Below are 26,341 nucleotides of genomic sequence, written 5' to 3' on the forward strand. Positions count from 1 at the left end.
ACCCAGAACACCGAAACTTCAGCTTTGAAAAAACGAGCCGTTACGTTCGGACTTGCTGTGCTGGGCACCGGTGTATTTTGGGCGCTGAACCCGCAGTATCGGAACTACGCGGCCATGAAGTGGTTGATGGATCAAAAGTTGCCAAGTGGATATCCTCAAATCGCACGCTCACCAGCCGCTGCAAAGATAGGAGATCTGGGGGTCAGTCGAGAATTGCGATAGGAAATTACCGCGAATTTGTATACAGCGCAGAATATTCGGCAATAGCTGCCCGACTGCCCCGCTCCCAGATCAAGGTCAACCAAGAGGCAAAAGCTTTGGAATATTGTGCGCTGCGGCCAAAGTCTCCATAGTACTGGCTTTGATCGAGCCAAAGCTCGGGATCAAATTTTGACGCACGCGCTGTCTTTTGCAGGTTCTCCCAATGCGGATCATTGGGGGCGATATCTGAGCCATCTTCACGAATACCGGCACACATCCTGCACCAAAATGCCTCGGCCAGTGCAAGGCCATGTGTGGAAGTTCCGGATGCAACTGCATCGCGCAACGACGGCAGCAAAAACCCCGGGTGTCGGGAAGAGCCGTCAAACGCGACCCGGCGCGTTGTGTCATAAACGGCGCTGTTCGAAAACCGCTGTACAACCAAACCAAGATACTCTTCTCCGGTCGTCCCCGGCACGGCTTGAACATGGGGCAGGATTTCATCGCTCTGCACCTTCTGGAAAAACGCCAGGATATCGGGGTCCTGCATGCAGTCTGAAATAGTCGGGATATGCAAAATCTCTCCGACATTCGCGAGCAGTTGGTGGCCCCCGTTCAATATCCGCAGCTTCATAGCCTCATAGCTGTGAACATCCCGGGTGACCGTGACGCCTACTTGTTCCAAAGGTGGTCGCCCAGCGCAGAAATCATCTTCGATAACCCATTGGCGGAAATTTTCGTGTGATACGGGGGCACGATCATCGATCCCAAGCGCGTGGCATTGGGCGACAACCTGATCAGTCGTGGCGGGCACGATGCAATCCACCATCGAGTTCGGGAAAGCACCGTTCCGGTCTATCCAATCGGCAAGATCAGGATCAGATAAACGCGCCAGTCCCACCACACAATTGCGCAATATCGTTCCATTGCCCTGAAGGTTATCGCAGCTTAGTGCCGTAAACGGTGGCGCTCCGTTCTCCCGGCGTTGCTTTAGCGCGGCAACGATTGCTCCAAAGGCTGTATTCGGCTGATGGGGGTTGGTGACATCATGGCGGATTTCTTCGTGATCTGCGTCGAATTCGCCCGTGTTGGTGTCCAGGAAATACCCGCCTTCCGTGACAGTAAGCGAGACAATACGAATGGATGGATCAGCCATTTTGCGGATCAACGTCGCGTTGCCCTGCTCGATCGGCAGGTAGTTGACCATTGGACCAATAACTTCGGCAGAAACACCCCGTGGATCAAGCTCAATCAATGTCGTCAAACAATCCTGGGCCAACAACTTTTCTCGCATCCGGGCATCGTAGCTTCGCACGCCCGCCCCCAGGATCGCCCAATCCGTAGCTAGCCCTTGTTGCATCAACTGATGAAAATACCAAGCTTGATGCGCCCGGTGAAAGTTACCCACTCCGATATGGACAACACCCGGTGTTAAATCCGAGACGTCATATGTCGGCGTTACGACCGCGTCGGTCAACGCGGAAAGACCTCCTCGCCCGAGCTCTACCAGAGCATTAGTGTTTGCCGCAGGGTTCATCAGCTCATCCAGTTTCCGCCGTCGACATTGTAGGTTTGCGCAACGATGTACTCGGCCTCATCAGAGGCCAAAAATACCGCCATACCGGTCAGGTCTTCCGCACGACCCATTCGGCCATAAGGCACAGACTCCGCAACTTCGCGTTTTTTCTGCCCGGGCGGCTTTCCTTCGTGCTTAGCAAAGAAAGCATCCACACCGTCCCAATGTTCGCCATCCACCACGCCCGGAGCTATGGCGTTAACGTTGACCCCATAAGAGATCAGATTCAGCCCGGCGGATTGTGTGAGCGATATGATCGCCGCCTTGCTTGCACAATAAACGGCAACCAAAGGCTCTCCCCTTCGTCCGGCCTGAGATGCCATGTTGATGATACGGCCCTTGGTCCCGTGCTCGATCATATGGCGTGCAACCGCCTGCATCGTGAACAGCGTTCCAGACACGTTGATGTCGAACACGCGGCTATAGTCGTCTCGCTCAATCTCAACGATTGGGGCGGCTGAGAATATAGCCGCATTGTTGATCAGAATATCGATCGGACCAAAGTGTTCAGCCGTTTGTGCAACGGCTTGGTCAATGCTTTGCTGGCTGGTCACATCCATCCGAACGGCGATTGCGGCATCACCGATTTCGGCTGCTGCATCTTTCGCGCGCTCGGTATCGACATCAGCAATTGCAACACGCGCGCCCTCTGCCGCATAGGCCTTGGCAAAGGCGAGCCCAATGCCACGTGCAGCCCCGGTGATCAGGGCAGTTTTGCCCGCAAGACGTTTCATTCGATCCGCAAACCACTTGCATCAAAACGGTGAATCACGTCTGACCGTGGAGTTAGATGAATGCGATCTCCGTGGCGAAAACCAACCTCACCGTCCGCGCGGACTGTGATTGTATCGGCCAGACCGGTCTCGTGCACGTGGAAGAAGGTATCAGAGCCCAGATGCTCTGAAACACTCACAACGCCTGACCACTCCCCTTCGGTTTCCGATACAGTGATATGTTCGGGACGGATGCCGATGCTCTGAGCGCCATGTCTTGCGGCCTCTGGACCCTCGATGAAATTCATCTTGGGTGAGCCGATGAACCCAGCAACAAATTTGTTGCGTGGCGCACGGTAAAGCTCCAAAGGGCTGCCGACTTGTTCGATTACTCCGGCCTGCAGAACGACGATCTTGTCGGCCATTGTCATGGCCTCGACCTGATCATGGGTCACGTAGATCATCGTGGTCGCAAGACGTTCGTGCAACTCGCTGATCTCCAGCCGCATACCAACGCGCAGTGCCGCATCCAAGTTCGACAGCGGTTCGTCGAACAGGAAAGCGGCCGGTTCACGAACAATCGCGCGACCAATTGCAACGCGCTGACGCTGGCCGCCTGACAGTTGCCCGGGGCGTCGATCCAAATAATCGCTCAGGTTCAGAACGCTCGCTGCACCTTCAACGCGCTTGTCGATTTCGGCTTGGTCCAATCTGGCCATGCGTAGCGGAAATGCGATGTTCTTGCGCACGCTCATATGTGGGTACAAGGCATATGACTGGAAAACCATCGCCAGACCACGCTTGGCGGGCGGCACATCAGTCGCATCCGAACCGTCAATATCGATGGAGCCCGAGGTGATATCTTCCAGCCCAGCGATCAAACGCAGCAGCGTGGACTTGCCGCAGCCCGAGGGGCCGACGAAGACAGTGAACTCGCCATCTTCGATGGTCAGATCCAGAGGTGGAATGACCTGCACATCACCGAAGCTTTTGGTCACAGACTTGAGTTGAATACGTCCCATAAGTCGTTTTCCTTATTTCACAGCGCCGAAGGTCAGGCCGCGTACAAGTTGTTTCTGGCTGAACCAGCCAAGGATCAGGATAGGTGCGATCGCCATTGTCGAGGCCGCACTTAGCTTGGCAAAGAACAGGCCTTCGGGGCTGGAATAACTGGCGATGAAAGCTGTTAGCGGAGCCGCATCAACGGCCGTCAGATTAAGCGTCCAGAACGCCTCATTCCAAGCCAAGATGAAGTTCAACAGAACGGTCGAGGCGATACCGGGCACGGCCATTGGTGTCAGGACATAGAGGATTTCCTCTTTCAGCGTCGCCCCGTCCATCCGCGCGGCTTCCAGAATTTCGCCCGGAATTTCGCGAAAATAGGTGTAAAGCATCCATACGATGATCGGTAGATTGATCAGCATCAGCACGACAACCAGCCCTCCGCGTGTGTCGAGCAGCCCCAGTCGAATGAACAGCAGGTAAATCGGATAGAGCACCCCAACCGCAGGCAGCATCTTGGTGGACAGCATCCACAGCAGGATGTCCTTGGTCCGCTTGGACGGGACAAAGGCCATTGCCCAGGCTGCGGGAACCGCGATGATCACACCCAGTATGGTTGAACCACCCGCGATGATCACCGAGTTCCAAAGGAACCGCATATAGTCCGAGCGCTCTTGCACGATGGCATAGTTCTCAAGCGTCCAGTCGAAGTTCAGGAACAAGGGTGGGCTTGCAATCGCCTGCGCCTCTGTCTTGAAACTGGTCAGGATCGTCCAGAGGATTGGAAAGAAGATCAGCAAACCAATTGCCCATGCGATTGCGGTGTTCAGTGATTTACGGCGGGTTGTGACGGCGCGGGCCATGATCTTACCTCCTCACGCGTCCAGGTTCTTGCCGACGATGCGCATCAGGAAGATGGCAACGATGTTGGCAAGGATGATTGCGTAGACACCTCCGGCTGAACCCAGGCCAACATTCTGGCTTTCCAGCACGCGCTGGAAGATCAGGTAGGTGAGTGTACGGGTGCCGAATGCGCCGCCGGTGGTCACGAATATCTCGGCGAAGATCGACAAAAGAAAGATTGTCTGGATCAGGATCACGATCGTAATCGCTCGGCTCAGATGCGGCAGAACGATGTGATAGAACCGCTTCAGAACTGGCGCTCCGTCCATTTCTGCCGCTTCCAGCTGTTCGCTGTCCAGAGACTGGATCGCGGTCAGCAGGATCAGCGTCGCAAACGGCAGCCACTGCCACGAGACGATCATGATGATCGAGGTCATCGACGCTTCGGACAGCCACGAGATCGGCTCGGCCCCGAAAAAACGCCATAGATGCGCCAGCAGGCCGTTCACCGGGTCCATGAACATGTTCTTCCAAACCAGTGCCGATACGGTGGGCATCACAAAGAACGGCGCAATCACAAGGATGCGGACGACGCCCTGCCCCCACATGGGTTGATCCAGCAGCATCGCAAGCAGGATGCCCAGCACGACGGTGATGATCAGGACACCGCCTACGATCACCAAGGTTGCTTGGACCGCAGGCCAGAAGGAACTGGACGAGACAAACCGGACATAGTTGTCGAACCCGACCCAGCCCAAATCACCACCGCGCAGCGGCAGATACTTCTTGAAAGAAAAATACAGCGTCATCGTCAGAGGCACCAGCATCCAGCCAAGCAGCAGGACCACTGCAGGTGCCATCATCAGGCGAGCAACGGATCGGGAATGTTGAGTAGCCATTACGCAAACCCTCTCTGTTCAGGCGTAACTCAGCCTGTGAGAAAAACGCGAATTGTGGAAGGGTAAAGCGGGGGGCAAAAGCTGCCCGCCCGCGGGGAGTGTGCCTCAGTAACCTGCGGCTTCCATTTCTTCAGCGGTGAAGGCCTGCGCTTTCTCAAGCGCCTCCTCTACCGTTTGCTGCCCGGCATAGACGGCCGAGAATTCCTGGCTCACTTGCGTAGCAATGCCCGCAAACTCAGGAATTGCTGCAAACTGTATGCCGACATAGGGCACTGGTTTGACCGTCGGGTTGTTCGGATCAGCTGACAGGATCGAATCCAGCGTCATCTGTGCGAATGGAACCTTCAGGTATTCCGGGTTTTCATACAGAGATGTACGTGCACCCGGTGGAACATTGGCCCAGCCTTCATTTTCGGCAACCAGTTCGATGTAATCCTTTGAAGTGGCCCACTCGATGAACTGTTTGGCCGCATCCTCTTGCTGGGTGCCCGCCGGGATCGCCAGAGCCCAGGCCCAGAGCCAGTTCGAGCGCTTGTCGACACCTTCCGAATTCGGAGCCAGCGCAAAGCCAACCTGGTCAGCAACCGTCGAGTCGTCAGGATTGGTCACAAACGACGCCGCAACGGTTGCGTCGATCCACATACCGCATTTGCCCTGCTGGAACAGCGAGAGGTTTTCGTTGAACCCATTGGTTGCATAACCTGCCGGACCGGATTCCGACATCATGTCGACAAAGAAGGTCAGCGCCTCATTCCATTCGGGCTGATCGAACTGGGGCTTCCAGTCTTCGTCAAACCATCGCGCACCAAATGAGTTTCCGGTGACGGTGATAAAGGCACCGCCTTCACCCCAACCGGCCTTGCCGCGCAAACAGATACCGTTGATGTCATTGTCACGGTCGGTCATCGCCGCCGCTGCTTCGCGGATAAACTGCCAGGTTGGCGCCTCAGGCATCTCAAGACCAGCCTTTTCCATCAGGTCCTTGCGATACATGATCATCGAGCTTTCGCCATAGAAAGGCGCGGCATAAAGCGTCCCTTCGTGGCTGAGACCATTGCGCATGGCGGGCAGAATGTCATCCACATCATATTCGGCCGACATCCCCTCAAGCGGCACCAACCAGCCATTTGCGCCCCAGATCGGGGTTTCGTACATGCCGATGGTCATGATGTCGAACTGACCACCTTTGGTAGTGATGTCGGTGGTTACGCGCTGACGCAGCACGTTTTCTTCAAGTGTTACCCACTCGACGTCAATGCCGGTCGCTTCGGTGAATTTGTCAGTATAGCCCTGCATCCGGATCATGTCGCCGTTGTTGACGGTGGCGATTGTAATGGATTGCGCGTGGGCAGCTGCCGTGGCGACGAATGTCAGTGCAGTCGCCGCACGAAGTGCGTTCTTCAGATACATCCCTGTCCTCCCTGAGCTTGGATGTCGTACAGAGAACCTAGGATATAAATTGTCGCGGCGTCAATAAAAACTTTACGCGCGTTAAAATTTGAATCTCACGCAGAATCCCTCAGGACAAGCCGCGCGGGAAATAGCGTTTCGGTCCGATCGTCGAATTTTCCTCCACTTTCAATAAGTTCAAACAGCGTCTCCACACTGCGCCCGGCGACATTATCGTAATCATGCGCCGCTGTGGTCAGTGACGGGCATGTAAATTTTGCGAACGGATGATCGTCATTTGACGCAACGCGCAACGTGCAATCTTCCTTTCGGCCGACCCGAATCCCCTGCTCAAAGCAAGCCGCAAGGAAGCCAATGGCCAGTCGATCATTGCTGCAAAGAACGGAGTTGGTTTTTAGCGTGCGCTCTTGCAGGGTCTTCAACGCGCCTTTGTGCCCGATCTGTTCAAACGCCCACCCTTTGCCATCGACCTTGATGATATGCGGCTCGAACCCAAGACGCTCCATCACTTCAACATAGGCCTTTCGGCGTTTATTGGCGTTCGGGTTCGCGGGCGTGCGCATCTCAAAGAAAGAGGGCGGTTCGCCTGTCCGGGTCATGTATTCCACGGTCTGCGACACAAAACTGAAATTGTCCGATCCAACAAAAGCGGCCCCTAACCCATCAAGGTTACTGTCAAAGAGCACCGTTGGTACATTGGCACAAAATTTCTCAATCGCTGAGCGGTCTGAAATCCGACCCAATGGCGCCAACAAAACTCCCGCCGGCTTCATAGATTGCAGGCCGTCCAGAATCTCGTTTTCCAACTTTTGCTCACCATGGGCGCTGAAGAGCGAAGGCCTATAGCCCGCAGCAATACAGCTTTGTTCCAGATAGCGCGCAATCTCGGCGAAAAACGGGTCGGCCAGATAGGGAACAACAATGCCGATATTCTTTGTCAGCTTCCGGTTCTGATTCACGGCGTAGATGTTTGGACGATAGTCAAACCGTTCAAGAGCCTCTTCGATGCGGGCCCGTGTTGTTTGCCGAACGCTATCTGGATCGTGGAAATACTTGGATACCGTGGGCCGCGAGATCCCGCTGAGGGCCGCGAATTCTTCCATATTCTTGATTTTGGTCATGCCGGTCTGCCTGCGGATCTTGGTCGCCTTGATCTTATCCTAATTTTACATATTCTTTGCGCGCGCTAAAAATCAATAGCCAGACATGGTCCGGGCGATTGTGCAAGCATGGGGTTTAGATGTATCTTGGGATCGATATCGGAACGTCAGCAATCAAAATTGTTTGCGCAGACGCTGATCGAATTCTAGCCACCTCTTCAAAAGAGATTCAGACTTCCTCTCCGCAGCCCGGCTGGTCAGAACAGCACCCGGACCTGTGGTGGCAGGCAACGCGTGATGCACTGAAGCAGCTTGCCGGGCAAATCACGCTATCAGACGTAAAAGCCATCGGATTGTCCGGTCAAATGCATGGAGCCGTTTTGCTGGACCGCAATCTGCGCCCGATTCGCCCGGCAATCCTTTGGAATGACAGCAGGGCGGCACAAGAATGCGATGAACTGCGCCTATCCCAGCCGCAGATTGGTCAGATCGCAGGCGTCCTTCCGCTGCCGGGATTTACAGCGCCCAAGATTGCGTGGCTCAAAAAACATGAATCTGCAAACTATGACCGACTTGCATATATCCTGCTGCCGAAAGACTATGTCGGCCTATGCCTACATGGAGAGTTGGCGACCGACACGTCCGATGCCGCCGGGACACTGTGGCTCGATCAAGCTTCACGTACTTGGCACGGTGGCGTTGCAGAGGCCACTGACGTAGTGCCCGAATGGCTACCGCAAGTTTTCGACGGCCACATCGTCGTTGGGACAGTTACCGCACAAACTGCAGCAAAGACCGGACTGAAACCCGGCATCCCCGTCGTGGCAGGCGGAGGAGATGCGGCAACTGGCGCAGTATCTTTAGGCGCGACCGAACCCGGGCGCGGATTTATCTCTCTCGGAACATCCGGCCAACTGTTTGTTGCAGATCGTAAATTCAAACCCAACCCGGAACGCTACGTGCACGCCTTTGCGCACACAGTACCGGACCGCTGGTACCAAATGGCAGCAATGCTGAACGGAGCAAGGCCGATTTCGTGGATCGGCGGACAACTGGGATTGTCTGCGTCCGAAGTTGTTGCGCTTGCAGAAACGGTCAGCAGCGACCGAATGCCGATTTTCTTGCCCTATCTGACAGGCGAGCGTAGCCCGCTCGGAGACCCACATATCCGGGCCTGTTTTTTCGGCCTTGAGGATTCGACAACACGCGCAGATATCTGCCGTTCCGTGGTCGAAGCAATTGCATTTTGCTTTGCTGACGCAGCGCGGAGTTTCGGCGACACAATAGACAACTTGCCGGAACTTGCCGCAATTGGAGGTGGCAGTAGATCTGATCTGTTGCTGGGTCTCATCGCAACTGTGATCGGGAAACCCATCGTCCGCTCAAACGGTGCGGATTCCGGCCCAGCCCTTGGCGCCGCTCGATTGGCAGCTTGTGGCATCGGCGCGTTGAGCATTGATGATATTGCGAGTCAACTTCCGGGCACTGACAGGTTCGAACCCGCTGACACGCCAGAATTGTTCGAGCGATTGTCGCGGTTTCGCAAGTTGTATTTCGCAGTCCGTGCTGTCGATTAGTTGCCTTTGTGAAAAATTCAGCCGCAAACCATGATCGGCTTGTTGCAGCACCATGAGGCATTATCCATCCGATGATTGATTTTAGGCAGCACGCAGGAATATCTGATACCGGACTTCAAAAGCTTCGCTTCCACTGCAATAGCTCTGGTAAGAATCAAAGCCGCCAACATGATCCGCCTATGACGTTTTGGAGTCTCAATAAGCAATTGCACATAGCCAGCCGATCAAAGATCGCTCTAGCCGTTCGAGCTTCTGTTGCGGATCGTTGAGCTTCTTTCAATCAGATTTGCCTCCAGCTTTTCAGCCATTGGCCTGTCCTGAGACGAGATCCAACGCGCAAGTGCCGCAGCGGCCCTTTCACCCATTCGAGAGACAGGAAGATGAATCGTAGTTAATGATGGGACAGCAACAGCAGAGCTCGGCAAGTCGTCAATACCCATCAACGATACGTCATCGGGCACACTTATTCCTTTCGATTGGAGCCCAAAAAGGACGCCTAACGCTAGAACATCTGAAAGGCATAGGATGGCGTCGGGCGCAATCGATCTACTTACAATTCGCTCAGCGGCTTTGGCGCCACCGCTGAGGCTAATATCGGTCTCAATCATTGAGAGTTCATCCGCCTCGTGCTTAGAGCGCAGGCCAGAAAGCCGCGCTCTTGTGCGATCATTGTTATGAACAGGCCCGTGCACGATTGCAATTCGTCGATGACCAAGCCCGATAAGGTGTTGCATCGCCAGTTGCGCCGCAGCTTTGTTGTCGTACCCAATCGTTGGGAACGGGTTGGTGTCATCGTAGCTGGACGTAACAATCGTCGGGATGATTGTGCGATCAATCAGATCGTGAAACTCGGCGTTGTGCGTTACTCCGGTGACGATCAAACCCTCCGCCCCGATATCCACCAGACCTTTCGCCTTTGCAGCTTCAACGTCCAGGTCAGAATCGGTTGTGGAGACTATCAGCGAAAGCCCATCTTCGGACAACCTTCGTTCGAGAGCGGCCAAAAATCGAGCAAAAATGGCATTGTCCAATGTAGGAACCAGAGCGCCAACGAATCGGGTGCGACCAGAGTTGATTGCCCTCGCAGCTGCACTGGGTACAAAACGAAGTTCTTCAATTGCATTCTGGACTTTTTCCAGCGTGTCTTTCTTTACTACGCCCGGCTCGTTCAAAACCCGCGATACTGTTGCGACCGACACACCTGCTGCTTTTGCAACATCCCTGAGATTTGCGCGCTTCTTCAGCGCAGGGTCTTTTTGTTTCACCTGAAATTGCGTCCATCTGTCGAATTCTTATGAAAGTGTTGACATATGTAACTAGTTTCATCAACCTCTGTAACTAGTTTCATAACAAGAATCCAAAGACGATATGCAAGGTACCGAAGTCTTACACGCATTCACAAATACAGGGTTCGATAGCCTGGGGCGCAGGTTCCCGGGCTTCCCTGAAACCGCCAACTCTCGGAGATTTGTCTTAGCCCCACGTGAGGCGGAACGCGTTGAGATGAGCACCGGAGACCTTTTGTCTTTGGATGCAACGCTGCAGTCTGTTCCTGTCGACATCGTTGCCATTTCCAATGGGCGATCCGCACTATCACACCTAAAAATCGAGGCCAACGGGGCGGTTGATCAAGCAAAATTCGACAGTGAACGATACGCGAGTTGGATTTTATCAAATGGTGGCAACCCCGAACACGAGGTTGCGTGTCACAGATTAATGACCTCTTCCGAACCCTTGATTCTGCGGGCCTTTGATCACGTAACACTATGGTTGATCCGACCAACCCCAGTTTCTGGCCTGATCAAAGGTATGGGGACAGGTTGCGTTACAGCTTCGCATCAACGTGCAAATTCGGACGATCCCCTGCTACCGCCACTGCTTGGGGATACGCGGGATGAATTCACCGTTCGGCGCGGAACAGGGATCGCATACGAACTGAAGGCAGGTGAATTTGTACAGATCATCGACGTAGAGGGGCAGCAGTGCTCTGACTTCATGGCATTTCGTTCTGACGCGTTGGAACGAGGATCTGAGTGGATGATCGACTCGACCGCAACTCGCTCGATTGTCCGGCGGGCCTATCCCGGCCCCGGTTTGCTGGACAAGTTTTACGATCGAGAAATGCGGCCACTGTTGAACGTAATGCAGGACACCTGCGGTCGCCACGACACTTTCGGCCTTGCCTGTACCTCACGAGGTTATGAAGAGCGCGGCTTTCCAGGCCACGTAAACTGTTCTGACAATATGTCGAACGCGCTGGCTCCTTTCGGCGTCGCAAGGCGATCAGCTTGGCCAGCGATCAATTTCTTCTGGAATACATGGATCGACCCAACGTCGCATCACATTCTGACCGAAGAATCCTTCTCACGACCCGGCGACTATATCGCAATGCGCGCTATGGAAAATCTTGTTTGTGTTTCAACCGCTTGTCCGGATGACGTTGACCCAATCAACGGATGGAACCCGACAGATGTGCATGTACGCATCTACCGTCCTGAAACCCCGATCCGTCGCGCTGTTGCCTATCGCGAAAAGGAAGATGCCCCAATGTCGATCAGTCAGGAATCTGCATTTCATGACCGGCTTGCCCCTCTGACTCAGCTCTTCGCACCCGCACGCGATCTTTGGACGCCGGTCAGCTTTCCCGCGCATGGCACACTGGGCGAGTATTGGGCATGTCGTGAGGCTGTGACTGTGCAGGATATGAGCGGCTTGCGCAAATTCGACATCATTGGTCCGGATGCCGAAAAACTGCTTCAGCAGGCTACAACGCGCAATGTCGCCAAACTGGCTGTCTGGCGGGGCTCCTATACGCTTATGTGCGATGAAAGTGGCTCGGTCATAGATGATGGAACGCTGTTCCGCCTTGCGCCCGATATTTTCCGTTGGTGCTGCGGCTCAGAAGAAAGCGGCAGAACGCTACAGTCTTTGGCAACGGATTTGGGCCTTCAGGCTCGCGTTCACGCAATGCGAAACGCGATGCCGAACCTTGCAATTCAGGGACCAAATTCGCGAGCCCTTCTGCGTAAGTTAGCTTTCACCCAGCCGCACGTACCTTCGTTGGATGATTTGAAGTGGTTCGGTGTCACTGTCGCACGGCTCAATGATCGAGAGGGCGCTCCGTTCATGCTGTCGCGCTCCGGCTATACAGGAGAATTGGGCTACGAGATCTTTTGCTCAAAATCCGATGCGGTCGCTATATGGGATGCCGTGATAGAAGCGGGAGACGAATTCGGGATCACGCCCATGGGTTCTGCCGCGCTGGACATCATCCGGATCGAAGCTGGGTTAGCAGCGGCAAACGCGGAATTCGCACCAGGTATAGACGCGTTCGAGGCGGGGTTGGGCTTCGCAATCGATCTGAACAAGAACAACTTTGTTGGCAAAGCAGCGCTTGAACGAAATGCACGAGAGCCGCGCCGATTGCTTAAAGGGCTCTTGATCGGATGTGATGACGTGCCGGCCCACGGTGCCCCAGTCTATGTAGGCGAGCGGCAGGTCGGGGTGGTCACTTCGGCCACGCGCTCACCAATGTTGGAACACGCCGTCGCAATGGCGCGTCTTTCGGTTGAGTTTGCACACAACGGCACCCCGCTCGAAATTGGACAGCTCGACGGACGGATGAAGCGCCTGAGAGCAACGGTATCAGACACTCCATTCATAGACCCGCAACGCAAGCGGGCGCGCGCCTGATGGCGCACCACAAACTACGCAACGGGAGAATATCAGATGAATAGACTAACAACACTTACAGCAACACTGGCTTTCGCTTTGGGCACGACATCTGCACTGGCGCAAGAAAAAGTTATGGTTGGTGAGCCCAGCTGGCCCGGCGCAAAAATCATGAGCCGTGTGATCGGACAGGTGATCGAAACTCGTTTAGGCGGTGAGGTTGGTTACGCACCGGGTGCCAACGCCGTGATCTTTGCATCCATGGACGGTGGCCGCGGCGATATCGACGTGCATCCGGACGTTTGGTTGCCGAACCAATCTTCATTCACCGATGAATATGTAGATCAAAAAGGCACTGTCGCGCTGTCTTCTGGAAATTACGAAGGTCGCGCAGGTATTTGTGTTCCTAACTATATGGTCGAAGATCACAATATCAGATCGATCTACGATCTGGCCACGCCGATGGCACAAGAGCTGTTTGATTCTGATGGTGACGGCACGGGCGAAGTGTGGGTAGGGGCATCTGGCTGGGCCTCGACCAATACCTTCAAGGTTCGTGTTCGGGATTATGGGATCGAAACGTTCCTGACGCCAACCACCGAGGATGAAACAGTATTTTACTCGCGCCTCAAGGATCAGATCGATCAGAGGAAAGGCGCTGCCTTTTATTGCTACGCACCGCACTACGTACATGCGCTCTATGACGTGACAATTCTGGAAGAACCCGAGCACGACGCAGCAACCTACAAGATGGTTCAGCCGGATCAGGATGCGGATTGGTATAACAAATCCCATGTCAGCACGGGTGAGCCCGTAAAGACCGTGACAGTTGCCCATTCCAAATCGTTGGAACAGCGCAATCCGGCAGCGGCTTCATTTCTAAGCAATATCAATATGGAAGCCGATCAGCTAAGCGGGCTGACCTACGAAGTCGTTGTGAAAGGGCGCGACACTGATGAGGTTGTCGCCGAATGGATCGCGGCAAATGGCGATACGATTGATGGTTGGCTTGGACTGAAAACCAACTGACGTCGAATTGCCCCCGACTTGTTGGTCGGGGGCAATATCTGCAAGTTAGACCAAGGTGGGATCAGCATGACAGCGGATATCGCAATTGATGCACGCGGCGTTTGGAAGGTGTTCGGACCAAAGGCACAAGATGCACTGAAAGCTATTCATAGTGAGGGGCTTAGCAAAGCCGAAGTATTGGAACGCTTCAATTGCGTTGTTGGCGTCGCCGATGCCAGCTTTGAAATCGAGCGCGGGGAGCTGTTCTGCGTAATGGGACTGTCCGGTTCAGGAAAATCGACCCTAGTGCGTCATGTGAACCGTCTTCTTGAACCCACGGACGGACATATTTTCCTGGATGGCGATGATGTCATGGGCCTAAACGACGAAGGCCTTCGCGATCTGCGCAACCGACGCGTTGCCATGGTCTTTCAGAACTTTGGCCTGATGCCTCACCGCACCGTTCGAGACAACGTCGCCATGCCATTGGAAATTAGGGGCACAGGTAAAGCGCGGCGCTGGGAAGAGGCGGACCGCGTTCTTGAGCTTGTGGAACTTAACGGCTGGGAAGACAAATACGCACATGAACTCTCGGGCGGTATGCAACAGCGCGTCGGGCTTGCCCGCGCTATCGCTGCAGATCCGGAGATTTTGTTGATGGACGAACCGTTTTCGGCACTCGATCCGCTGATCCGCAAGCAATTGCAAGATCAGTTCATGGAGCTCAGTCATAAGCTTAACAAGACCACAATGTTCATTACACATGACCTCGACGAGGCAATACGCATTGGTCATCGCATCGCCATCATGAAGGATGGGCGTATCGTACAGATCGGCACGCCGGAGGAGATCATTCTGAACCCCGCCGATGACTACGTCGCCGATTTTGTCGCAGGAATTTCTAAACTTAATATGATCTTCGCCCACGCGGTGATGAAACCGGTCGATGAATTCGAGGCAAATCACGGTGAGGTTCCCAATGACGCCAAGAAAGCACATCCCGATATGGATTTGTCTGACTTGATGAACCTTTGCGTCGATGGGCATGGCGTTGTGGCGGTCACGCAAGACGGCAAGACCGTTGGTGTGATCAATCGCGCGGGGCTCATCCGCGCAATTCAAGACAGTCAGGCTTAAGGGGGCGACAATGAAACACGTTGATGCACAACAGGTCCAACCCGAAACCGCCGACCGATTGGATTCCCTCATCGGTGAATTCGTTGGCCAGAGTCAGGCTTATTATCAAAAAACCTTCTCTTACATGATGCAGGCGCCGGGATATCGCTTTACCCTCAACAAGGCGGCGGCAATTCTTGGCCCGATCTGGTTTGGTGCTCGCGGCCTCTGGTCTTGGTTTCTGGGCTTTCTGGTGCTTGAAACCCTGGCCTATATTCAAATCGGATTGGGCCTCTTTGGCGATCTTGGGAGGGAATTCCGAGAGCGCGCTGATCAGATCGAGCAAACATTAGAGCTGCGTCGACAGCAGATCCAAGCAGCGGAGCAATCCGGGGCGGCATCACTGGACTCTTTGAAACGAGCCGCGGAGTCACTCGAAGGTGCGTTAGCCAATGCTCAGAACGCCGCTCAAAATGCAGATTCCACAGGCGTGACTTATCTGGCTGTCGGGATAGTTCTGCTTTTGGCAATAAAATTCCTGGCGGCATCATTGGCAAACTGGACGCTGGAAGGACAATTCGCCAGATGGCGTTCGGATTCCAGCGTGCCTCATGGGTGGTCCGCGCCCCGGATGATCATCGCCTCGGTGCTAACTCTGGTTGTTGTCGTGCTCTCTGCGATCAAATTCGCGCAACCAGATGCCTTGGCTGTTCTGAAGACTTTTCCAACCAACCGTGATTGGCGTCTGAATGTCGGTGACGGTGTGCAGGCCGTATTTGAGTGGACCAAGACCGCCGGCAGGGGGTTCTTTGACGGTCTAACCTATGGCATGCGCACATTGCTGGACTGGATCGAAGTGGTTCTTGTCGATACACCTTGGCCCGTCGTGGCATTGGTGATCATTATGCTGGGCTACCTGTCCGCTGGACCGCGTGTCGCAATCTTCACAGGCGCAGCTCTCGCCTATCTGGGCCTGCTGGATTTCTGGGAAAAAGCGATGACAACTATCGCGCTGCTTGGGGCTGCGGCGCTGATCTCAATTACTCTGGGAATTCCACTTGGTATCTATTGCGCGCGCCGCCCTCGGGCTTTTGCGATCGTGCGACCCATCTTGGACTTCATGCAATCGATGCCTTCATTCGTATACTTGATCCCCGTTGTCGCTTTTATTGGGGCAGGCAAACCTGCTGGAGTTGTGGCGACAATGATTTTCGGTAGTCCACCAGTCATTCGCTTTACCGTGCTGGGGCTACAACAAGTGCCTGAAACTGTGCGAGAGGCAGCGCTCGCCTTTGGTGCAACTCCTCGGTATCTGCTCTGGAGGGTGGATCTTCCGTTGGCGCATAAAACAATCATGGCAGGCGTAAACCAAACCATTCTGATGTCACTGGCAATGGTCGTTGTTGCCTCTCTGATCGGGGCAAAGGGATTGGGCGAAGATGTACTCGAAGCCCTACAATACGCCGCTGCGGGGCAAGGTATCTTGGCCGGTTTGGCAATCCTCTTTTGCGCATTGATCCTTGATCGCATTGTGGCGGGCAAGAAATGAAATAGCGCTGCAAATATTGCGCCTTAGGTGTCGCAACCAACTTCCGGGGCTTGTTAGCGCAAGCCCCACCCGCAAAAATCAAGACACCGTGAGGCAGCGATGACAATCGCGAAAGCCCTCGTTAGAGAATGAGGGCTCAGAAGCGAAACATACGCTACTTGTCGACCACACTCAGGCAGCACACTAGAGCTGTCCTTAAATACGCTTCACCTTACTCCATCAGTCAGCTTTCCAGATCAACTCAAATTCTTCGCGAAAGGCGAAGCGTTTCAGATGGTCTGTTATTACCGTTTTCCATAGTTTCAGATCCCCACGGGGACCGGTTGAAGCCTCAATTTCCAGACCTTCAGGGTTGGCTGTCATCTTAACTACGTTGCCGTTGTCAAAAGTCACTGTCCCCTGATTGGTATCGAATTCAACCTGACCTTTATGCGACCAGTGCTTGCACAATTGTTGTAAGTATTTGCCCGCATTTTCAGTCGCCGCGTAACCGGATACTGCCTGCCTTGGCAACAACGCAAGACCACTTTGCGCTTTGGATCGCATACTGTTTGCGAACAGTGTGACATCAATATCCGTGGCCAGAAAAGTTACCCCGATATCAAGGCATCTCCGCTGCATGGCCGGGTCCAGCGTGAGTATTCCTGCAGCCCTTCCCGCCGCGACAATGCGTTTCAGACCGTCTTCAACCGCCTGCATGACGTTCGGGTGGCCAGCATCGCCGATGTGGCCCATATCGGCGGCAAGGTCAGCCGGCCCGATAAAGATGCCATCAACACCATCAACCGTCAGAATCTCGTCCAACGCCGCCATGCCAGCGTTGTTCTCGACCTGTATCAACAAGCAAATCTGGTCATCCGCCGTCGTAAGGTAGTCCGGGATTGCTGCAAATTGCGAAGCGCGCGCTAGGGACGAACCCACACCTCGGACACCGAATGGCGGGTATCGCACCGCGCGTACCAGTTCGCGCGCTTGATCCGCGCTTTCGACCATCGGAACCAAAATGCTCTGAACACCCGCATCAAGGTATTGCTTGATCATCCAGGTCTCACCGATCGGCAGACGTGCGACCGGAGCGCTGGGTGAGCCTTCGATCACGCGGACCTGTTCAAGCGTCGAGCGCAGATCATTGGGCGCATGTTCGCCATCAACCAACAGCCAGTCGAATCCCGCTGTCGCGGCGATTTCTGCTGCGTAGGCATCAGCCATCCCGATCCAGCACCCGATCTGAGGTTGCCTGGCCTTCAGCGCGGCCTTGAACGCGTTTATGGGTGCGGGCATGGCATTGCTCCTTTAGGCAAAATTGATATCAACAGACCCGAAGGCCCCAAAATCGGCGTGGATTTCCGTACCCGATGGGCAGGCAATTGGGCGGATGAAGCTGCCCGAAAGGATGACTTGGCCCGGTTCGATGGTTTGACCGTATTGCGCCATACGATGGGCCAGCCAGACAACACTTTCAACCGGATCGTTCAGCACACCGGCCCCCAGACCCGTTTCTTCAATCTCACGATTGCGGAAGGTCAATGCACCAACCCAACGTAGATCAAAAGCATCTACCGCGTGGCGTTCAGCACCCAACACGATACCGGCATTGGCAGCGTTGTCGCTGATCGTATCAAAAACAGTACGAGACTTTCCGGTTTCTGGGTCCATTGGTTGAATCCGAGTATCGAGGATCTCGATTGAGGGCGCTACGTAGTCGGTTGCTTGCAGAACTTGCGCGCGGGTCACGCCTGCGCCACCGATGGCTTCCTTCATGACAAACGCAATCTCAGCCTCGATCCGGGGTTGAATGAACCGGCCTGCGGGTACAGTTCCGCCATTTTCGAACACCATATTATCAAACAAAATACCGCTGTCGGGAATGTCGATATTCAGCGCATATTGCATCGCTTTTGAGGTCAACCCGATCTTCCACCCAATCACTTTGCGCCCTTCAGCCAGCTTGGCGCGATAGATGGCGTTCTGGACCTCATAAGCATCGTCCATCCCCATTTCGGGATGGCGCAATGTCAGAAGGCCGATCTGTTCATGAGTCTGCTCGGCCCGTAGCAGATCGGTCGCGGCGCGCGCGTGGTCTTCTGGGGTCATACGTGTTCATCCTCGATGGTGTTGCGCAGGGTACCAATACCCTCGACCGAGACTTCCACCACATCACCAGGCGCCAGGTATTTAGGGGGATCAAACCGCGCCCCTGCCCCCGAGGGTGTGCCCGTGACAATGATATCGCCGGGCTGCAAGGTCATGAAGGTTGAGATGTACTCGATCTCACGTCGGATCGGGAACATCATTCGGTTCAACCTGTCGTCCTGCCGAAGCTCACCATTTACATGGGTCTGAATACGGGCCGCATCCAGCTGGGCGGCATCGGAGAAAGGCACCAACCACGGGCCTATCGCACCCGAGCGGTCCCAGTTCTTGCCTTGCGTGACATTGAATTTTGCATGGCGAACCCAGTCGCGGATCGTGCCTTCGTTACACAAGGTCAGGGCGGCGATATGATCATAGGCATCATCCTGGGAAATCCGGCGACCGGCCTTGCCGATGACGATGGCCACTTCGCCTTCGTAATCTAGTGTGTGGTTCTCGGGCGGGCGGATCAAAGGGCGGTTATGGCCGGTAAAGCCACTGGCGAACCGCGGAAAGAGCGACATGTATTTCGGCTGGGCGCTACCATCTTTGTATTCCGCATTGCGATCAGGAAAGTTCACACCAACGCAGAGAATGCGCCGGACATCGGGCATCACCATCTCATAGGTGAAGTCGGTATGTATCACGGATTTGCCTTCGGTTGCCAATGCCAATTGGCTGAACGCCCCTGAGGCGATAACCTCATACAGGCTTCTGTAACTGGGAAAGTCATCATTCAACGCGATCGCGCCCGCATCGGTGATGGCACCAAAAAATGTTTCACCGTTGGCAGTGTAGGTTGCAAAGCGCATCAGGCCTCCTTGGCGGAACTATGCCCACTGGTTCAGAGATAGGTAAGTTCCACGACATCCTCCAGCCCGGAACATGAAAGCAATTGTTCTAAGGGGCGATGATGGGGGATGCATCAAGGTCTGGCTCGTTAACATCCAAGCCAACAAAGGGAGTGCCATGCTCAAACCAACTGCGCGGTGCCGGGGCACCCCAAAGCGTTTGACGCTGCGGGTCCTTCAAGTCCCACTTGATCGGTTCGAGATCAGGGTCAACTGTCTGATAGTCCGAGCAATAAATCTCGATCCGGTGACCGTCCGGGTCGAGAATGTACAAGAAGAAAGCATTCGAAATGCCATGCCGTCCCGGCCCGCGTTCGATGTTGTCGACATAGCCGGTGGTTGCCATCAAATCGAGCAGATCGATGATGTTCAACGGCGTTGGAACCCAAAAGGCCACATGATGCATCCGAGGGCCTTTGCCATTGGTAAAGGCCATATCATGCACCCCACCCTTGCGATGCATCCAGGCGGCCCAGAGCCGTTTGCTGTCCTCGTCTTCCGTATACTCGGTCACACGGAACCCGAAATCACTGTAAAAGGCGACACTGTCGTCGACATTGGTCGAGAAGCAGTTGAAGTGATCGATCCGCAGTGGTTTCACACCACGATACAGCGCGTATTTCTGATGGATCGGCTCCAGGCGTTCCATCTTGTGATAGAACTCCAGCGGTATGCCCATATTGTCCGAGGTTAATAGAGTCCGGCCCTGATAAGTACGCTCGACCCATGAGGTCGGGCGGCCTTTGGATTGAAAATACGCCTCAGCCCGATCCAGATCCCCTTCGTCGAAGGTTTTGAAACCCATGACTTCAACGGTGCCCGGCTGATCGGACTTCTGCAGGATCACACAGTGGTGCCCGCGTTCTTCCATCGCGCGCAGGTAGACATGCGTGTCACTTTCATCCGAAACCTGAAGGCCCAGAACCTCTGAGTAGAATTTGCGCGATGCAGCCAGATCGCTGACGTTCAGGCAAACATGGCTCAGCCGGATCGTGTTGAAGTCGGGGTACAGGTTAGGGGCTGGAACGGGCATGGAAACCTCCTGTTAAACGGGGAAGATGGCGTTGGTCTGACCTGTGCCAGAGCTCGGGAAATACTCGGTCACAACCTCGCATTTCTTGTCATAGGCATCCCACCCCAACGCGCCATAAAGCATTGATGTGTCATGCATCGAGCCTTCGCCACAGCAAAAATTGGCATAATCGCCCAGCATTTTCAGGAACGTGGCGTGGTCGCCGTTCTTCCACATCTCAAGCACATGCAAGTCCATCTGACGGTTGAATTCCGAGCTGATAGTGAAAGTGCCGTTATTGGCGGCATAATCCTTGTTGGACCAGATCTTGTGCGACAGCGAGCCTGACGCGACCAACAGCACCTTTTCATCGCTGGCCTCAACCGCTTCGCGAATGGCCTCGCCGACGATGCGGCTTTCATCATGGCTGTGCACAGTGGCCCAGGCCGCGACCGAGACAACTTTCATCTCATGTTCGCGGCTCATGAACCGCATCGGGACCAGCGTGCCGTATTCAAGTTCAAGACTGTCCAGGTGATGCGCCAAAGTGTACGCGCCCTTGTCCGACGCAATCTTTGCGATGGCGTCGCCCATTTCAGGATTGCCCTTATAGGAGTACGGCAAGTTTTGAATGAATTGCGGGAACTCGTTCGACGTGAACAGACCTTCGAACTTCTCATTGGCATTAATATGGAACCCGGCATTGATCACCCAATGCGTGTCGCAGATGATCAACGTGGTAGCACCAAGCGCTTTGGCACGGCGCGCGATATCGCGGTGGCCATCAATGGCGGGCTGGCGTTTGCCTTTCACCGGGCCTTCCTGCTCGGACATGAGCAATGTGGGCACATGGGTCATTTTTGCGGCAAGAACGATTTCTCCCATGGTCTCCTCCTGGAGTTATGGTTTTCGCGCGATTGTTGTCTGAGGGGCCGCTATAGCTTGCCCAACTGCATGATCTTGTGTTGGCCCGTAGCAAAGCCGATGTGCTTTTGTTCCATGTAAAATTCAAAACTCCAGTCGCCGCCATCACGGCCGATGCCGGACGCTTTGACCCCACCAAATGGTGTCGGCAGATGACGCACGTTTTCCGAGTTGACCCAGATCATTCCGGCCTCAAGCTTGTCTGTGAAACGCAATGCGCGGGTCAGGTCGTTGGTCCAGACATATCCGGTGAGGCCGTATTGAGTATCATTTGCGATCTGCAGCGCCTCTTCTTCGGTTGAGAACGGAATCGCGGTCAGGACAGGGCCAAAGATTTCCTCGCGCGCGATACGCATCTGGTTGTTGGCGTTGGTAAACAAAGTGGGACGCACGAAATACCCTTCTTCACCCACCTTGACGCCACCGGCTGCAATCGCTGCGCCGTCTTCTTTGGCGATGTCGAAGTATGAGGTGACCTTGTTGTAATGCTCTTCGGTCACTAGCGGGCCGATCTCGGTGGCCGGGTCGAGCGGGTGTCCGACCTTGATATTGTTAACACGCTCGACCAGTTTGGCCTCGAATTCCTCCTTGATGGTGTCTTGTACCAGCAGGCGGGAAGAGGATGTGCACCGTTCGCCGTTGATCGAATAGATCATGAAGATCGCTGCATCCAGCGCACGATCCAAATCGGCATCGTCAAACACGATGACCGGGTTTTTACCACCCAATTCCAGATGCATCCGTTTCAGAGTGTCTGCACCCTGCTTCGTGATAATGCTCCCCGTGCGGCTTTCACCGACGAAGGCAATGGCCTTGATCAACGGATGCTCGGTCAGTCGTTTACCGGCATCTGGACCAAAGCCGTTGACGGTATTCAGTACACCTTTGGGAAGCCTGGCCTCTTCCGCGATTTCCACCAGTAGCCGGGCTGACAGCGGTGAATCTTCAGCTGGTTTGTGGACGACCGTACAACCAGCAGCCAGTGCCGGAGCGATCTTCCACGTCGACAACATAAATGGCGTGTTCCATGGGGTAATCACACCAACGGGTCCAATCGGTACACGGGTGGTGATGTTCATCAGGGTCGGAGATTTTAGGTGCTGACCATCCCGTGCCTGCACAACTTGATTGGCGAAATACCGAAAGTTCTCAGCCCCGCGCAGGGCCGCTTTGGACATGAACCGCAGGGTCTGGCCAGTATCCCAGCACTCACACAGCGCGATTTCTTCCGCGCGAGCCTCAATCCCATCCGCAACATTCAGTAGAATCCGACGGCGTTCTGCGGCAGGCATATCTCGCCAATCCGCGAATGCATCATGTGCTGCCTGCGCGGCCACATCAATATCTTTCGCAGTACCATGAGCGACGTTGCAGATTACCGATTTGTCGACCGGTGAAACCGACTGAAACACCCCACCCGAGCCGTCCCTGTCTTCACCTGCGACCCGGTTCTTAATTCCGCTTTCCTTAAAGCGAGCAAGAAAGCTATCCAATTTTTCTATGTTTTTATTCAGATCGCTCATGTTCAGGTCTCCAGATGGTCTCGGATCGTGCCGGTTTTGGGAGAGAGGTCAGGATCGATGTCCCGCATCTCAACCGACAGCGCGATAGAATGTTGACGCATAACGGGCTCCAGATAGGATCGGGCGCCTTCAAAAATGCGCTGCGTTGCGTCTTTCTTTACGGCGCCTGACCGACCAGCGCGCAACCGGATCGAAATATCGACGAAGCCATGCGCAGGATTACCATCGGCGATTGCATAGTGATCAGCGCGCATGGCCCGAACACGAATGCCGGGCGTCGGGAAAGTCTCGATCCCGGCAGCCGTCTTACGAATGCATTCGCAAAGCCCACTTATGTCGACCCAGTCGTCAAGATTGCCGGAATATTCGACGTGGAAATGCGGCATGATTCTCCCTCATTTAGTTAACATGTTTACTTTATGATTTCGACACCGTCAAGATGTTGCTTTGTTAATCTTTGCAATTCCCAAGGCAGCAATCTACAAAACAGCATGAACGCTCAGAGCCATACAAAAAGTACATCCCGATCTCTGCCGATTGCACTATTGCGCGCACGCGAGACCGTGATGGCACCTGTCCGCGATATGCTGCAAGGCATTCAAATAACCGAACAAAAATGGCGCATCCTTCGCGTGCTGGATGAGCTGGGCGAAGTCGAACAAAGCACGATCGCCAACGAGGCTTGCTTGTTACTGCCCAGTCTTACACGCATCCTGCGAACGATGGAGGCAGATGGGCAGGTTACCCGCCGCCAGAGCGCACATGACAAACGGCGTACCATGGTGACGATCACAGATACGGGGCGTCAGATCCTGAAAGACAACCTAGCAACGTCACTGGCAATCTCCAAAAGCATCGAGGCACAGATGGGTCAGGAGAAGCTGGACAAGCTGCTGGATCTGCTCGAAGAGCTTCAGGCGGTCAAAACATGACCCCGCTTGATTGAGAAGCAGGGCCATAACGGATTCACAAACGCGCCAATCCAGTATCCAGCGCTGAAAGTATCTTGGCCACATCGTCGGATGTAACGATCAGCGGCGGCGAAAGGATGATGTTGTTGCCAGAGACCCGGACCATCACACCGTCCTCATAAGCCCCTTTCTGCACTTTCAACGGTAGGTGTTTCGCTATAGGGGCCTTGGTTTCGCGATCCGAGACCAGCTCCAGCGCACACATCAGCCCTTCACCGCCGCGCACATCGCCGATTGCGTCATGCTTATCAGCCAGTTTCATTAGGCCCTCGAACAGTTCATCCCCGCGGGCTGCGGCGTTCTCCCAAATCCGCAGACGATTGATTTCCGAAAGCGCCGCCAAGGCCGCTGCTGCACCAACCGGATGGCCAGAATACGTATAGCCCTGATCGACCGAAGCCATTCCGGTGGTATCGCTCTCGAACACTTCAGCAACCGAGCCCGAAATCATCGCCGCACCAAACGGGAAATAGCCATTGGTAATGGCTTTGGCTGTTGCCATGATATCGGGCCTAACCCCCCAATGCCGCGCGCCGCTCTCGCTTCCGGTACGGCCAAAGGCTGTGATGATCTCGTCCGAGATCAACAGAATTCCGTACTTCGAACAAACCTCGCGCACCATGGGCATAAAGCTTTTGTGCGGTGGAATTACGCCCCCTGCCCCCAGAACCGGCTCCATTATGAAAGCCGCGACAGTATTCGCACCCTGAAAGGCAATCTCGGCCTCCAACGCCTTGACGCACAGCTGGGCCAGCCGCTCGGGATCAGTTTCGTCAAACGGGTTGCGATATGTCCAAGGGGCTGGCACGTGGAAACAGCCGGGCATCATTGGCTCATATGCCGCGCGGAACTTCTGATTGCCGTTAACTGAGGCAGCCGCGAAATGAGTACCGTGATATCCTTGCTTGAGGCTGATGAACTTGGTGCGACCAGCCTCGCCGCGCACTTTATGGTACTGACGCGCAAGCTTCAGCGCGATCTCAACGGAATCCGAACCACCCGAGGTAAAGAACGCCCGCGTGAGCCCGTCAGGCGCGAAAAACTGCGCCAACTCATAGGACAGCTCAATCGCCTTGTCATTGCTGGTGCCCCGAAAGGTCGAGTAGTACGGCAGCGCGTTCAGCTGATCGTTGATCGCTTGTTTCACCGGTTCGCAGGAATAACCCAAGTTGACATTCCACAGACCACCCACTGCATCAATCGCCTTGTGACCATCAATATCGATAATGCAGACCCCTTCTCCACCGGTCAGGATCGTCGGCGGATTGTTCTGGCTATCTGCCGGATGCGCCATTGGATGCCAGAAATGGCGGGCATTGTTTTCCTTAAGGAAGTTGGAGTCTTTCATGTCACGGTTCTCCGGAGGATCGTCCACCAACGGTCATGGGTGGAACACGGTTGGAAAATTTTCAGGCAACTGACCGCCGAAATTTGCGGTCAGATCACGCGAGAGAGATTGAAGTGATTTCAGGATCACTGGCAGGCGTTCGCTGGTCGCCCGATTCTCGGGAACAGCGATCGAGATCGTTCCCAGGGCGATCTGATCGATGCCGAAGATGGGGGTGGCGAAACCAAATACGCCCTCCTCAAAGCTGCCATTGCTGTTGGCCCAGCCGGCCTGCTGAACCTGAGCAACCTTTTCTTTGATAAGCTTGGGATCGGTCAAAGTGGATTCGGTGAAACGCACCTGCTCCGATTGATCCAGACCGTCCAACAGGAAGGATGGACCAAAGGCGAGCATGCATAGACCCGCTGCTGTAGCATTAACAGGGATTATCTCGCTTGGGTCGAAACTGACTCGGACGCTATGCATGGTGGCCTCAACCACCACCGCAGTCTGCAATATCCCTTGCTCCAACAGGGTAAGATGCAGGCTCTCACCAACCTCCTGCATGGCCATCTGCATTCTCTGGCGCGCGCCTTCCAAGCCAGGTTTGGCAATTTGGCGCAACGCGGCCAGTCGCAAAGCAGCCGGTCCAATTGCGTAGGTTTTTGATTGAGGGTTCTGTTCTATCAGCCCGAATTCTTCAAGCGCCCTCAGGTGACGCAATGCTGTTGCTTTATTCAATCCGGACATACGCGCGATCTGACTCAGGCCGATTTCAGCCATAGTGTTTGAAAATAAATCTAGCATTTTTAATGCGTTAAGCGCCGCGCCCATGAGATTACTTCCTCCCGCTGAGGTTATACTTGACAGAATGAACTTAACAAAGCAAGATTATTATTGTTAACACGGTTCAAATAATGAACCACTTATCGGG

Annotated in this window: 24 protein-coding genes; 7 read left to right on the top strand and 17 right to left on the bottom strand. The window is 54.5% G+C overall.

The window, feature by feature from the left end:
* Positions 1-222, top strand: a 222-nt coding sequence (locus ACR0B3_RS14175) for a hypothetical protein (protein ID WP_480809647.1), incomplete at its 5' end; no start/stop codon positions are given.
* A 4-nt stretch (positions 223-226) separates the two neighbouring features.
* Here the strand turns inward: ACR0B3_RS14175 and ACR0B3_RS14180 are convergent.
* The 7 genes from ACR0B3_RS14180 to ACR0B3_RS14210 all read right to left on the bottom strand — a co-directional run bounded on the left by ACR0B3_RS14180 (position 227) and on the right by ACR0B3_RS14210 (position 7,765).
* Positions 227-1,738 carry a mannitol dehydrogenase family protein gene (locus ACR0B3_RS14180; protein WP_480809648.1) on the bottom strand — a complete coding sequence of 504 codons (1,512 nt, stop codon included), beginning with the start codon at positions 1,736-1,738 and terminating at the stop codon, positions 227-229.
* On the bottom strand, positions 1,738-2,511 hold the full coding sequence (locus tag ACR0B3_RS14185) for an L-iditol 2-dehydrogenase (RefSeq protein WP_480809649.1): 774 nt from the start codon (positions 2,509-2,511) through the stop codon (positions 1,738-1,740). The genes ACR0B3_RS14180 and ACR0B3_RS14185 overlap by 1 nt, the downstream gene beginning before the upstream one ends.
* Positions 2,508-3,512 (bottom strand): ABC transporter ATP-binding protein, encoded by a 1,005-nt coding sequence (locus ACR0B3_RS14190; RefSeq protein WP_480809650.1) that lies wholly within the window; start codon positions 3,510-3,512, stop codon positions 2,508-2,510. Before ACR0B3_RS14190 ends, ACR0B3_RS14185 begins: the two co-directional genes overlap by 4 nt.
* Before the next feature lie 12 nt (positions 3,513-3,524).
* The gene (locus ACR0B3_RS14195) at positions 3,525-4,355 is read right to left on the bottom strand and encodes a carbohydrate ABC transporter permease (RefSeq protein WP_480809651.1); all 831 of its coding nucleotides are present in this window, start codon (positions 4,353-4,355) and stop codon (positions 3,525-3,527) included.
* Positions 4,356-4,367: 12 nt separating this feature from the next.
* Positions 4,368-5,234, bottom strand: coding sequence for a carbohydrate ABC transporter permease (locus tag ACR0B3_RS14200; RefSeq protein ID WP_480809652.1), 867 nt, complete (start codon positions 5,232-5,234; stop codon positions 4,368-4,370).
* 105 nt (positions 5,235-5,339) lie between these two features.
* On the bottom strand, positions 5,340-6,644 hold the full coding sequence (locus ACR0B3_RS14205) for an ABC transporter substrate-binding protein (RefSeq protein ID WP_480809653.1): 1,305 nt from the start codon (positions 6,642-6,644) through the stop codon (positions 5,340-5,342).
* 95 nt (positions 6,645-6,739) lie between these two features.
* Complete coding sequence (locus ACR0B3_RS14210; RefSeq protein ID WP_480809654.1) at positions 6,740-7,765, bottom strand: LacI family DNA-binding transcriptional regulator; 1,026 nt, start codon at positions 7,763-7,765, stop codon at positions 6,740-6,742.
* A 119-nt stretch (positions 7,766-7,884) separates the two neighbouring features.
* On the opposite strand from ACR0B3_RS14210, the gene xylB reads away from it, so the two are divergent.
* The gene (xylB, locus tag ACR0B3_RS14215; RefSeq protein ID WP_480809655.1) at positions 7,885-9,321 is read left to right on the top strand and encodes a xylulokinase; all 1,437 of its coding nucleotides are present in this window, start codon (positions 7,885-7,887) and stop codon (positions 9,319-9,321) included.
* Between the two features lie 236 nt (positions 9,322-9,557).
* On the opposite strand, the gene ACR0B3_RS14220 is transcribed toward xylB, so the two are convergent.
* On the bottom strand, positions 9,558-10,586 hold the full coding sequence (locus ACR0B3_RS14220; protein WP_480809656.1) for a LacI family DNA-binding transcriptional regulator: 1,029 nt from the start codon (positions 10,584-10,586) through the stop codon (positions 9,558-9,560).
* A gap of 238 nt (positions 10,587-10,824) precedes the next feature.
* Here ACR0B3_RS14220 and ACR0B3_RS14225 point away from each other — a divergent pair, with 238 nt between their 5' ends.
* From ACR0B3_RS14225 to ACR0B3_RS14240, 4 genes are all read left to right on the top strand, one after another.
* On the top strand, positions 10,825-13,014 hold the full coding sequence (locus tag ACR0B3_RS14225; RefSeq protein WP_480809657.1) for a DUF1989 domain-containing protein: 2,190 nt from the start codon (positions 10,825-10,827) through the stop codon (positions 13,012-13,014).
* Positions 13,015-13,050: 36 nt separating this feature from the next.
* On the top strand, positions 13,051-14,022 hold the full coding sequence (locus ACR0B3_RS14230) for an ABC transporter substrate-binding protein (RefSeq protein ID WP_480809658.1): 972 nt from the start codon (positions 13,051-13,053) through the stop codon (positions 14,020-14,022).
* 66 nt (positions 14,023-14,088) lie between these two features.
* Entirely contained in the window at positions 14,089-15,138 is a 1,050-nt protein-coding gene (locus ACR0B3_RS14235) for a quaternary amine ABC transporter ATP-binding protein (protein ID WP_480809659.1), read from the top strand.
* Between the two features lie 10 nt (positions 15,139-15,148).
* The gene (locus tag ACR0B3_RS14240) at positions 15,149-16,666 is read left to right on the top strand and encodes an ABC transporter permease (protein ID WP_480809660.1); all 1,518 of its coding nucleotides are present in this window, start codon (positions 15,149-15,151) and stop codon (positions 16,664-16,666) included.
* 219 nt (positions 16,667-16,885) lie between these two features.
* On the opposite strand, the gene ACR0B3_RS14245 is transcribed toward ACR0B3_RS14240, so the two are convergent.
* The 7 genes from ACR0B3_RS14245 to ACR0B3_RS14275 form a co-directional block, all read right to left on the bottom strand.
* Positions 16,886-17,947, bottom strand: coding sequence for an aldolase/citrate lyase family protein (locus ACR0B3_RS14245; RefSeq protein WP_480809661.1), 1,062 nt, complete (start codon positions 17,945-17,947; stop codon positions 16,886-16,888).
* Between the two features lie 12 nt (positions 17,948-17,959).
* Positions 17,960-18,760: a 2-oxo-hept-4-ene-1,7-dioate hydratase gene (hpaH, locus tag ACR0B3_RS14250; protein WP_480809662.1), complete on the bottom strand. Its 801-nt coding sequence runs from the start codon at positions 18,758-18,760 to the stop codon at positions 17,960-17,962.
* Complete coding sequence (locus ACR0B3_RS14255; RefSeq protein WP_480809663.1) at positions 18,757-19,611, bottom strand: fumarylacetoacetate hydrolase family protein; 855 nt, start codon at positions 19,609-19,611, stop codon at positions 18,757-18,759. Before ACR0B3_RS14255 ends, hpaH begins: the two co-directional genes overlap by 4 nt.
* Before the next feature lie 88 nt (positions 19,612-19,699).
* A complete protein-coding gene (gene hpaD / locus ACR0B3_RS14260) occupies positions 19,700-20,683 on the bottom strand; it encodes a 3,4-dihydroxyphenylacetate 2,3-dioxygenase (protein ID WP_480809664.1) in 984 nt (327 codons plus the stop codon).
* Between the two features lie 12 nt (positions 20,684-20,695).
* Positions 20,696-21,547 (bottom strand): 3,4-dihydroxyphenylacetate 2,3-dioxygenase, encoded by an 852-nt coding sequence (hpaD, locus tag ACR0B3_RS14265; RefSeq protein WP_480809665.1) that lies wholly within the window; start codon positions 21,545-21,547, stop codon positions 20,696-20,698.
* A 50-nt stretch (positions 21,548-21,597) separates the two neighbouring features.
* The gene (gene hpaE, locus ACR0B3_RS14270) at positions 21,598-23,109 is read right to left on the bottom strand and encodes a 5-carboxymethyl-2-hydroxymuconate semialdehyde dehydrogenase (RefSeq protein WP_480809666.1); all 1,512 of its coding nucleotides are present in this window, start codon (positions 23,107-23,109) and stop codon (positions 21,598-21,600) included.
* 2 nt (positions 23,110-23,111) lie between these two features.
* Positions 23,112-23,495: a 5-carboxymethyl-2-hydroxymuconate Delta-isomerase gene (locus tag ACR0B3_RS14275; RefSeq protein ID WP_480809667.1), complete on the bottom strand. Its 384-nt coding sequence runs from the start codon at positions 23,493-23,495 to the stop codon at positions 23,112-23,114.
* 180 nt (positions 23,496-23,675) lie between these two features.
* On the opposite strand from ACR0B3_RS14275, the gene ACR0B3_RS14280 reads away from it, so the two are divergent.
* Complete coding sequence (locus tag ACR0B3_RS14280) at positions 23,676-24,041, top strand: MarR family transcriptional regulator (RefSeq protein WP_480809668.1); 366 nt, start codon at positions 23,676-23,678, stop codon at positions 24,039-24,041.
* Positions 24,042-24,075: 34 nt separating this feature from the next.
* Here the strand turns inward: ACR0B3_RS14280 and ACR0B3_RS14285 are convergent, their stop codons facing one another.
* Together ACR0B3_RS14285 and ACR0B3_RS14290 are read right to left on the bottom strand one after the other, a co-directional pair.
* Positions 24,076-25,428, bottom strand: coding sequence for an aminotransferase class III-fold pyridoxal phosphate-dependent enzyme (locus ACR0B3_RS14285; RefSeq protein ID WP_480809669.1), 1,353 nt, complete (start codon positions 25,426-25,428; stop codon positions 24,076-24,078).
* A 33-nt stretch (positions 25,429-25,461) separates the two neighbouring features.
* Positions 25,462-26,241 (bottom strand): IclR family transcriptional regulator, encoded by a 780-nt coding sequence (locus ACR0B3_RS14290; protein ID WP_480809670.1) that lies wholly within the window; start codon positions 26,239-26,241, stop codon positions 25,462-25,464.
* Positions 26,242-26,341 lie beyond the last annotated feature (100 nt).

This window comes from Ruegeria sp. CE9, assembly GCF_056537425.1.

Coding starts and splice junctions, on each gene's coding strand:
- ACR0B3_RS14235 (WP_480809659.1), top strand. CDS start 14,089: ATGACAGCGGATATCGCAATTGATGCACGCGGCGTTTGGAAGGTGTTC.
- xylB (WP_480809655.1), top strand. CDS start 7,885: ATGTATCTTGGGATCGATATCGGAACGTCAGCAATCAAAATTGTTTGC.
- ACR0B3_RS14200 (WP_480809652.1), bottom strand. CDS start 5,234: ATGGCTACTCAACATTCCCGATCCGTTGCTCGCCTGATGATGGCACCT.
- hpaH (WP_480809662.1), bottom strand. CDS start 18,760: ATGACCCCAGAAGACCACGCGCGCGCCGCGACCGATCTGCTACGGGCC.
- hpaE (WP_480809666.1), bottom strand. CDS start 23,109: ATGAGCGATCTGAATAAAAACATAGAAAAATTGGATAGCTTTCTTGCT.
- ACR0B3_RS14190 (WP_480809650.1), bottom strand. CDS start 3,512: ATGGGACGTATTCAACTCAAGTCTGTGACCAAAAGCTTCGGTGATGTG.
- ACR0B3_RS14275 (WP_480809667.1), bottom strand. CDS start 23,495: ATGCCGCATTTCCACGTCGAATATTCCGGCAATCTTGACGACTGGGTC.
- ACR0B3_RS14280 (WP_480809668.1), top strand. CDS start 23,676: ATGGCACCTGTCCGCGATATGCTGCAAGGCATTCAAATAACCGAACAA.
- ACR0B3_RS14245 (WP_480809661.1), bottom strand. CDS start 17,947: ATGCCCGCACCCATAAACGCGTTCAAGGCCGCGCTGAAGGCCAGGCAA.
- ACR0B3_RS14195 (WP_480809651.1), bottom strand. CDS start 4,355: ATGGCCCGCGCCGTCACAACCCGCCGTAAATCACTGAACACCGCAATC.
- ACR0B3_RS14230 (WP_480809658.1), top strand. CDS start 13,051: ATGAATAGACTAACAACACTTACAGCAACACTGGCTTTCGCTTTGGGC.
- ACR0B3_RS14225 (WP_480809657.1), top strand. CDS start 10,825: ATGAGCACCGGAGACCTTTTGTCTTTGGATGCAACGCTGCAGTCTGTT.
- hpaD (WP_480809664.1), bottom strand. CDS start 20,683: ATGCCCGTTCCAGCCCCTAACCTGTACCCCGACTTCAACACGATCCGG.
- ACR0B3_RS14240 (WP_480809660.1), top strand. CDS start 15,149: ATGAAACACGTTGATGCACAACAGGTCCAACCCGAAACCGCCGACCGA.
- ACR0B3_RS14290 (WP_480809670.1), bottom strand. CDS start 26,241: ATGGGCGCGGCGCTTAACGCATTAAAAATGCTAGATTTATTTTCAAAC.
- ACR0B3_RS14285 (WP_480809669.1), bottom strand. CDS start 25,428: ATGAAAGACTCCAACTTCCTTAAGGAAAACAATGCCCGCCATTTCTGG.
- ACR0B3_RS14255 (WP_480809663.1), bottom strand. CDS start 19,611: ATGCGCTTTGCAACCTACACTGCCAACGGTGAAACATTTTTTGGTGCC.
- hpaD (WP_480809665.1), bottom strand. CDS start 21,547: ATGGGAGAAATCGTTCTTGCCGCAAAAATGACCCATGTGCCCACATTG.
- ACR0B3_RS14180 (WP_480809648.1), bottom strand. CDS start 1,738: ATGAACCCTGCGGCAAACACTAATGCTCTGGTAGAGCTCGGGCGAGGA.
- ACR0B3_RS14185 (WP_480809649.1), bottom strand. CDS start 2,511: ATGAAACGTCTTGCGGGCAAAACTGCCCTGATCACCGGGGCTGCACGT.
- ACR0B3_RS14210 (WP_480809654.1), bottom strand. CDS start 7,765: ATGACCAAAATCAAGAATATGGAAGAATTCGCGGCCCTCAGCGGGATC.
- ACR0B3_RS14205 (WP_480809653.1), bottom strand. CDS start 6,644: ATGTATCTGAAGAACGCACTTCGTGCGGCGACTGCACTGACATTCGTC.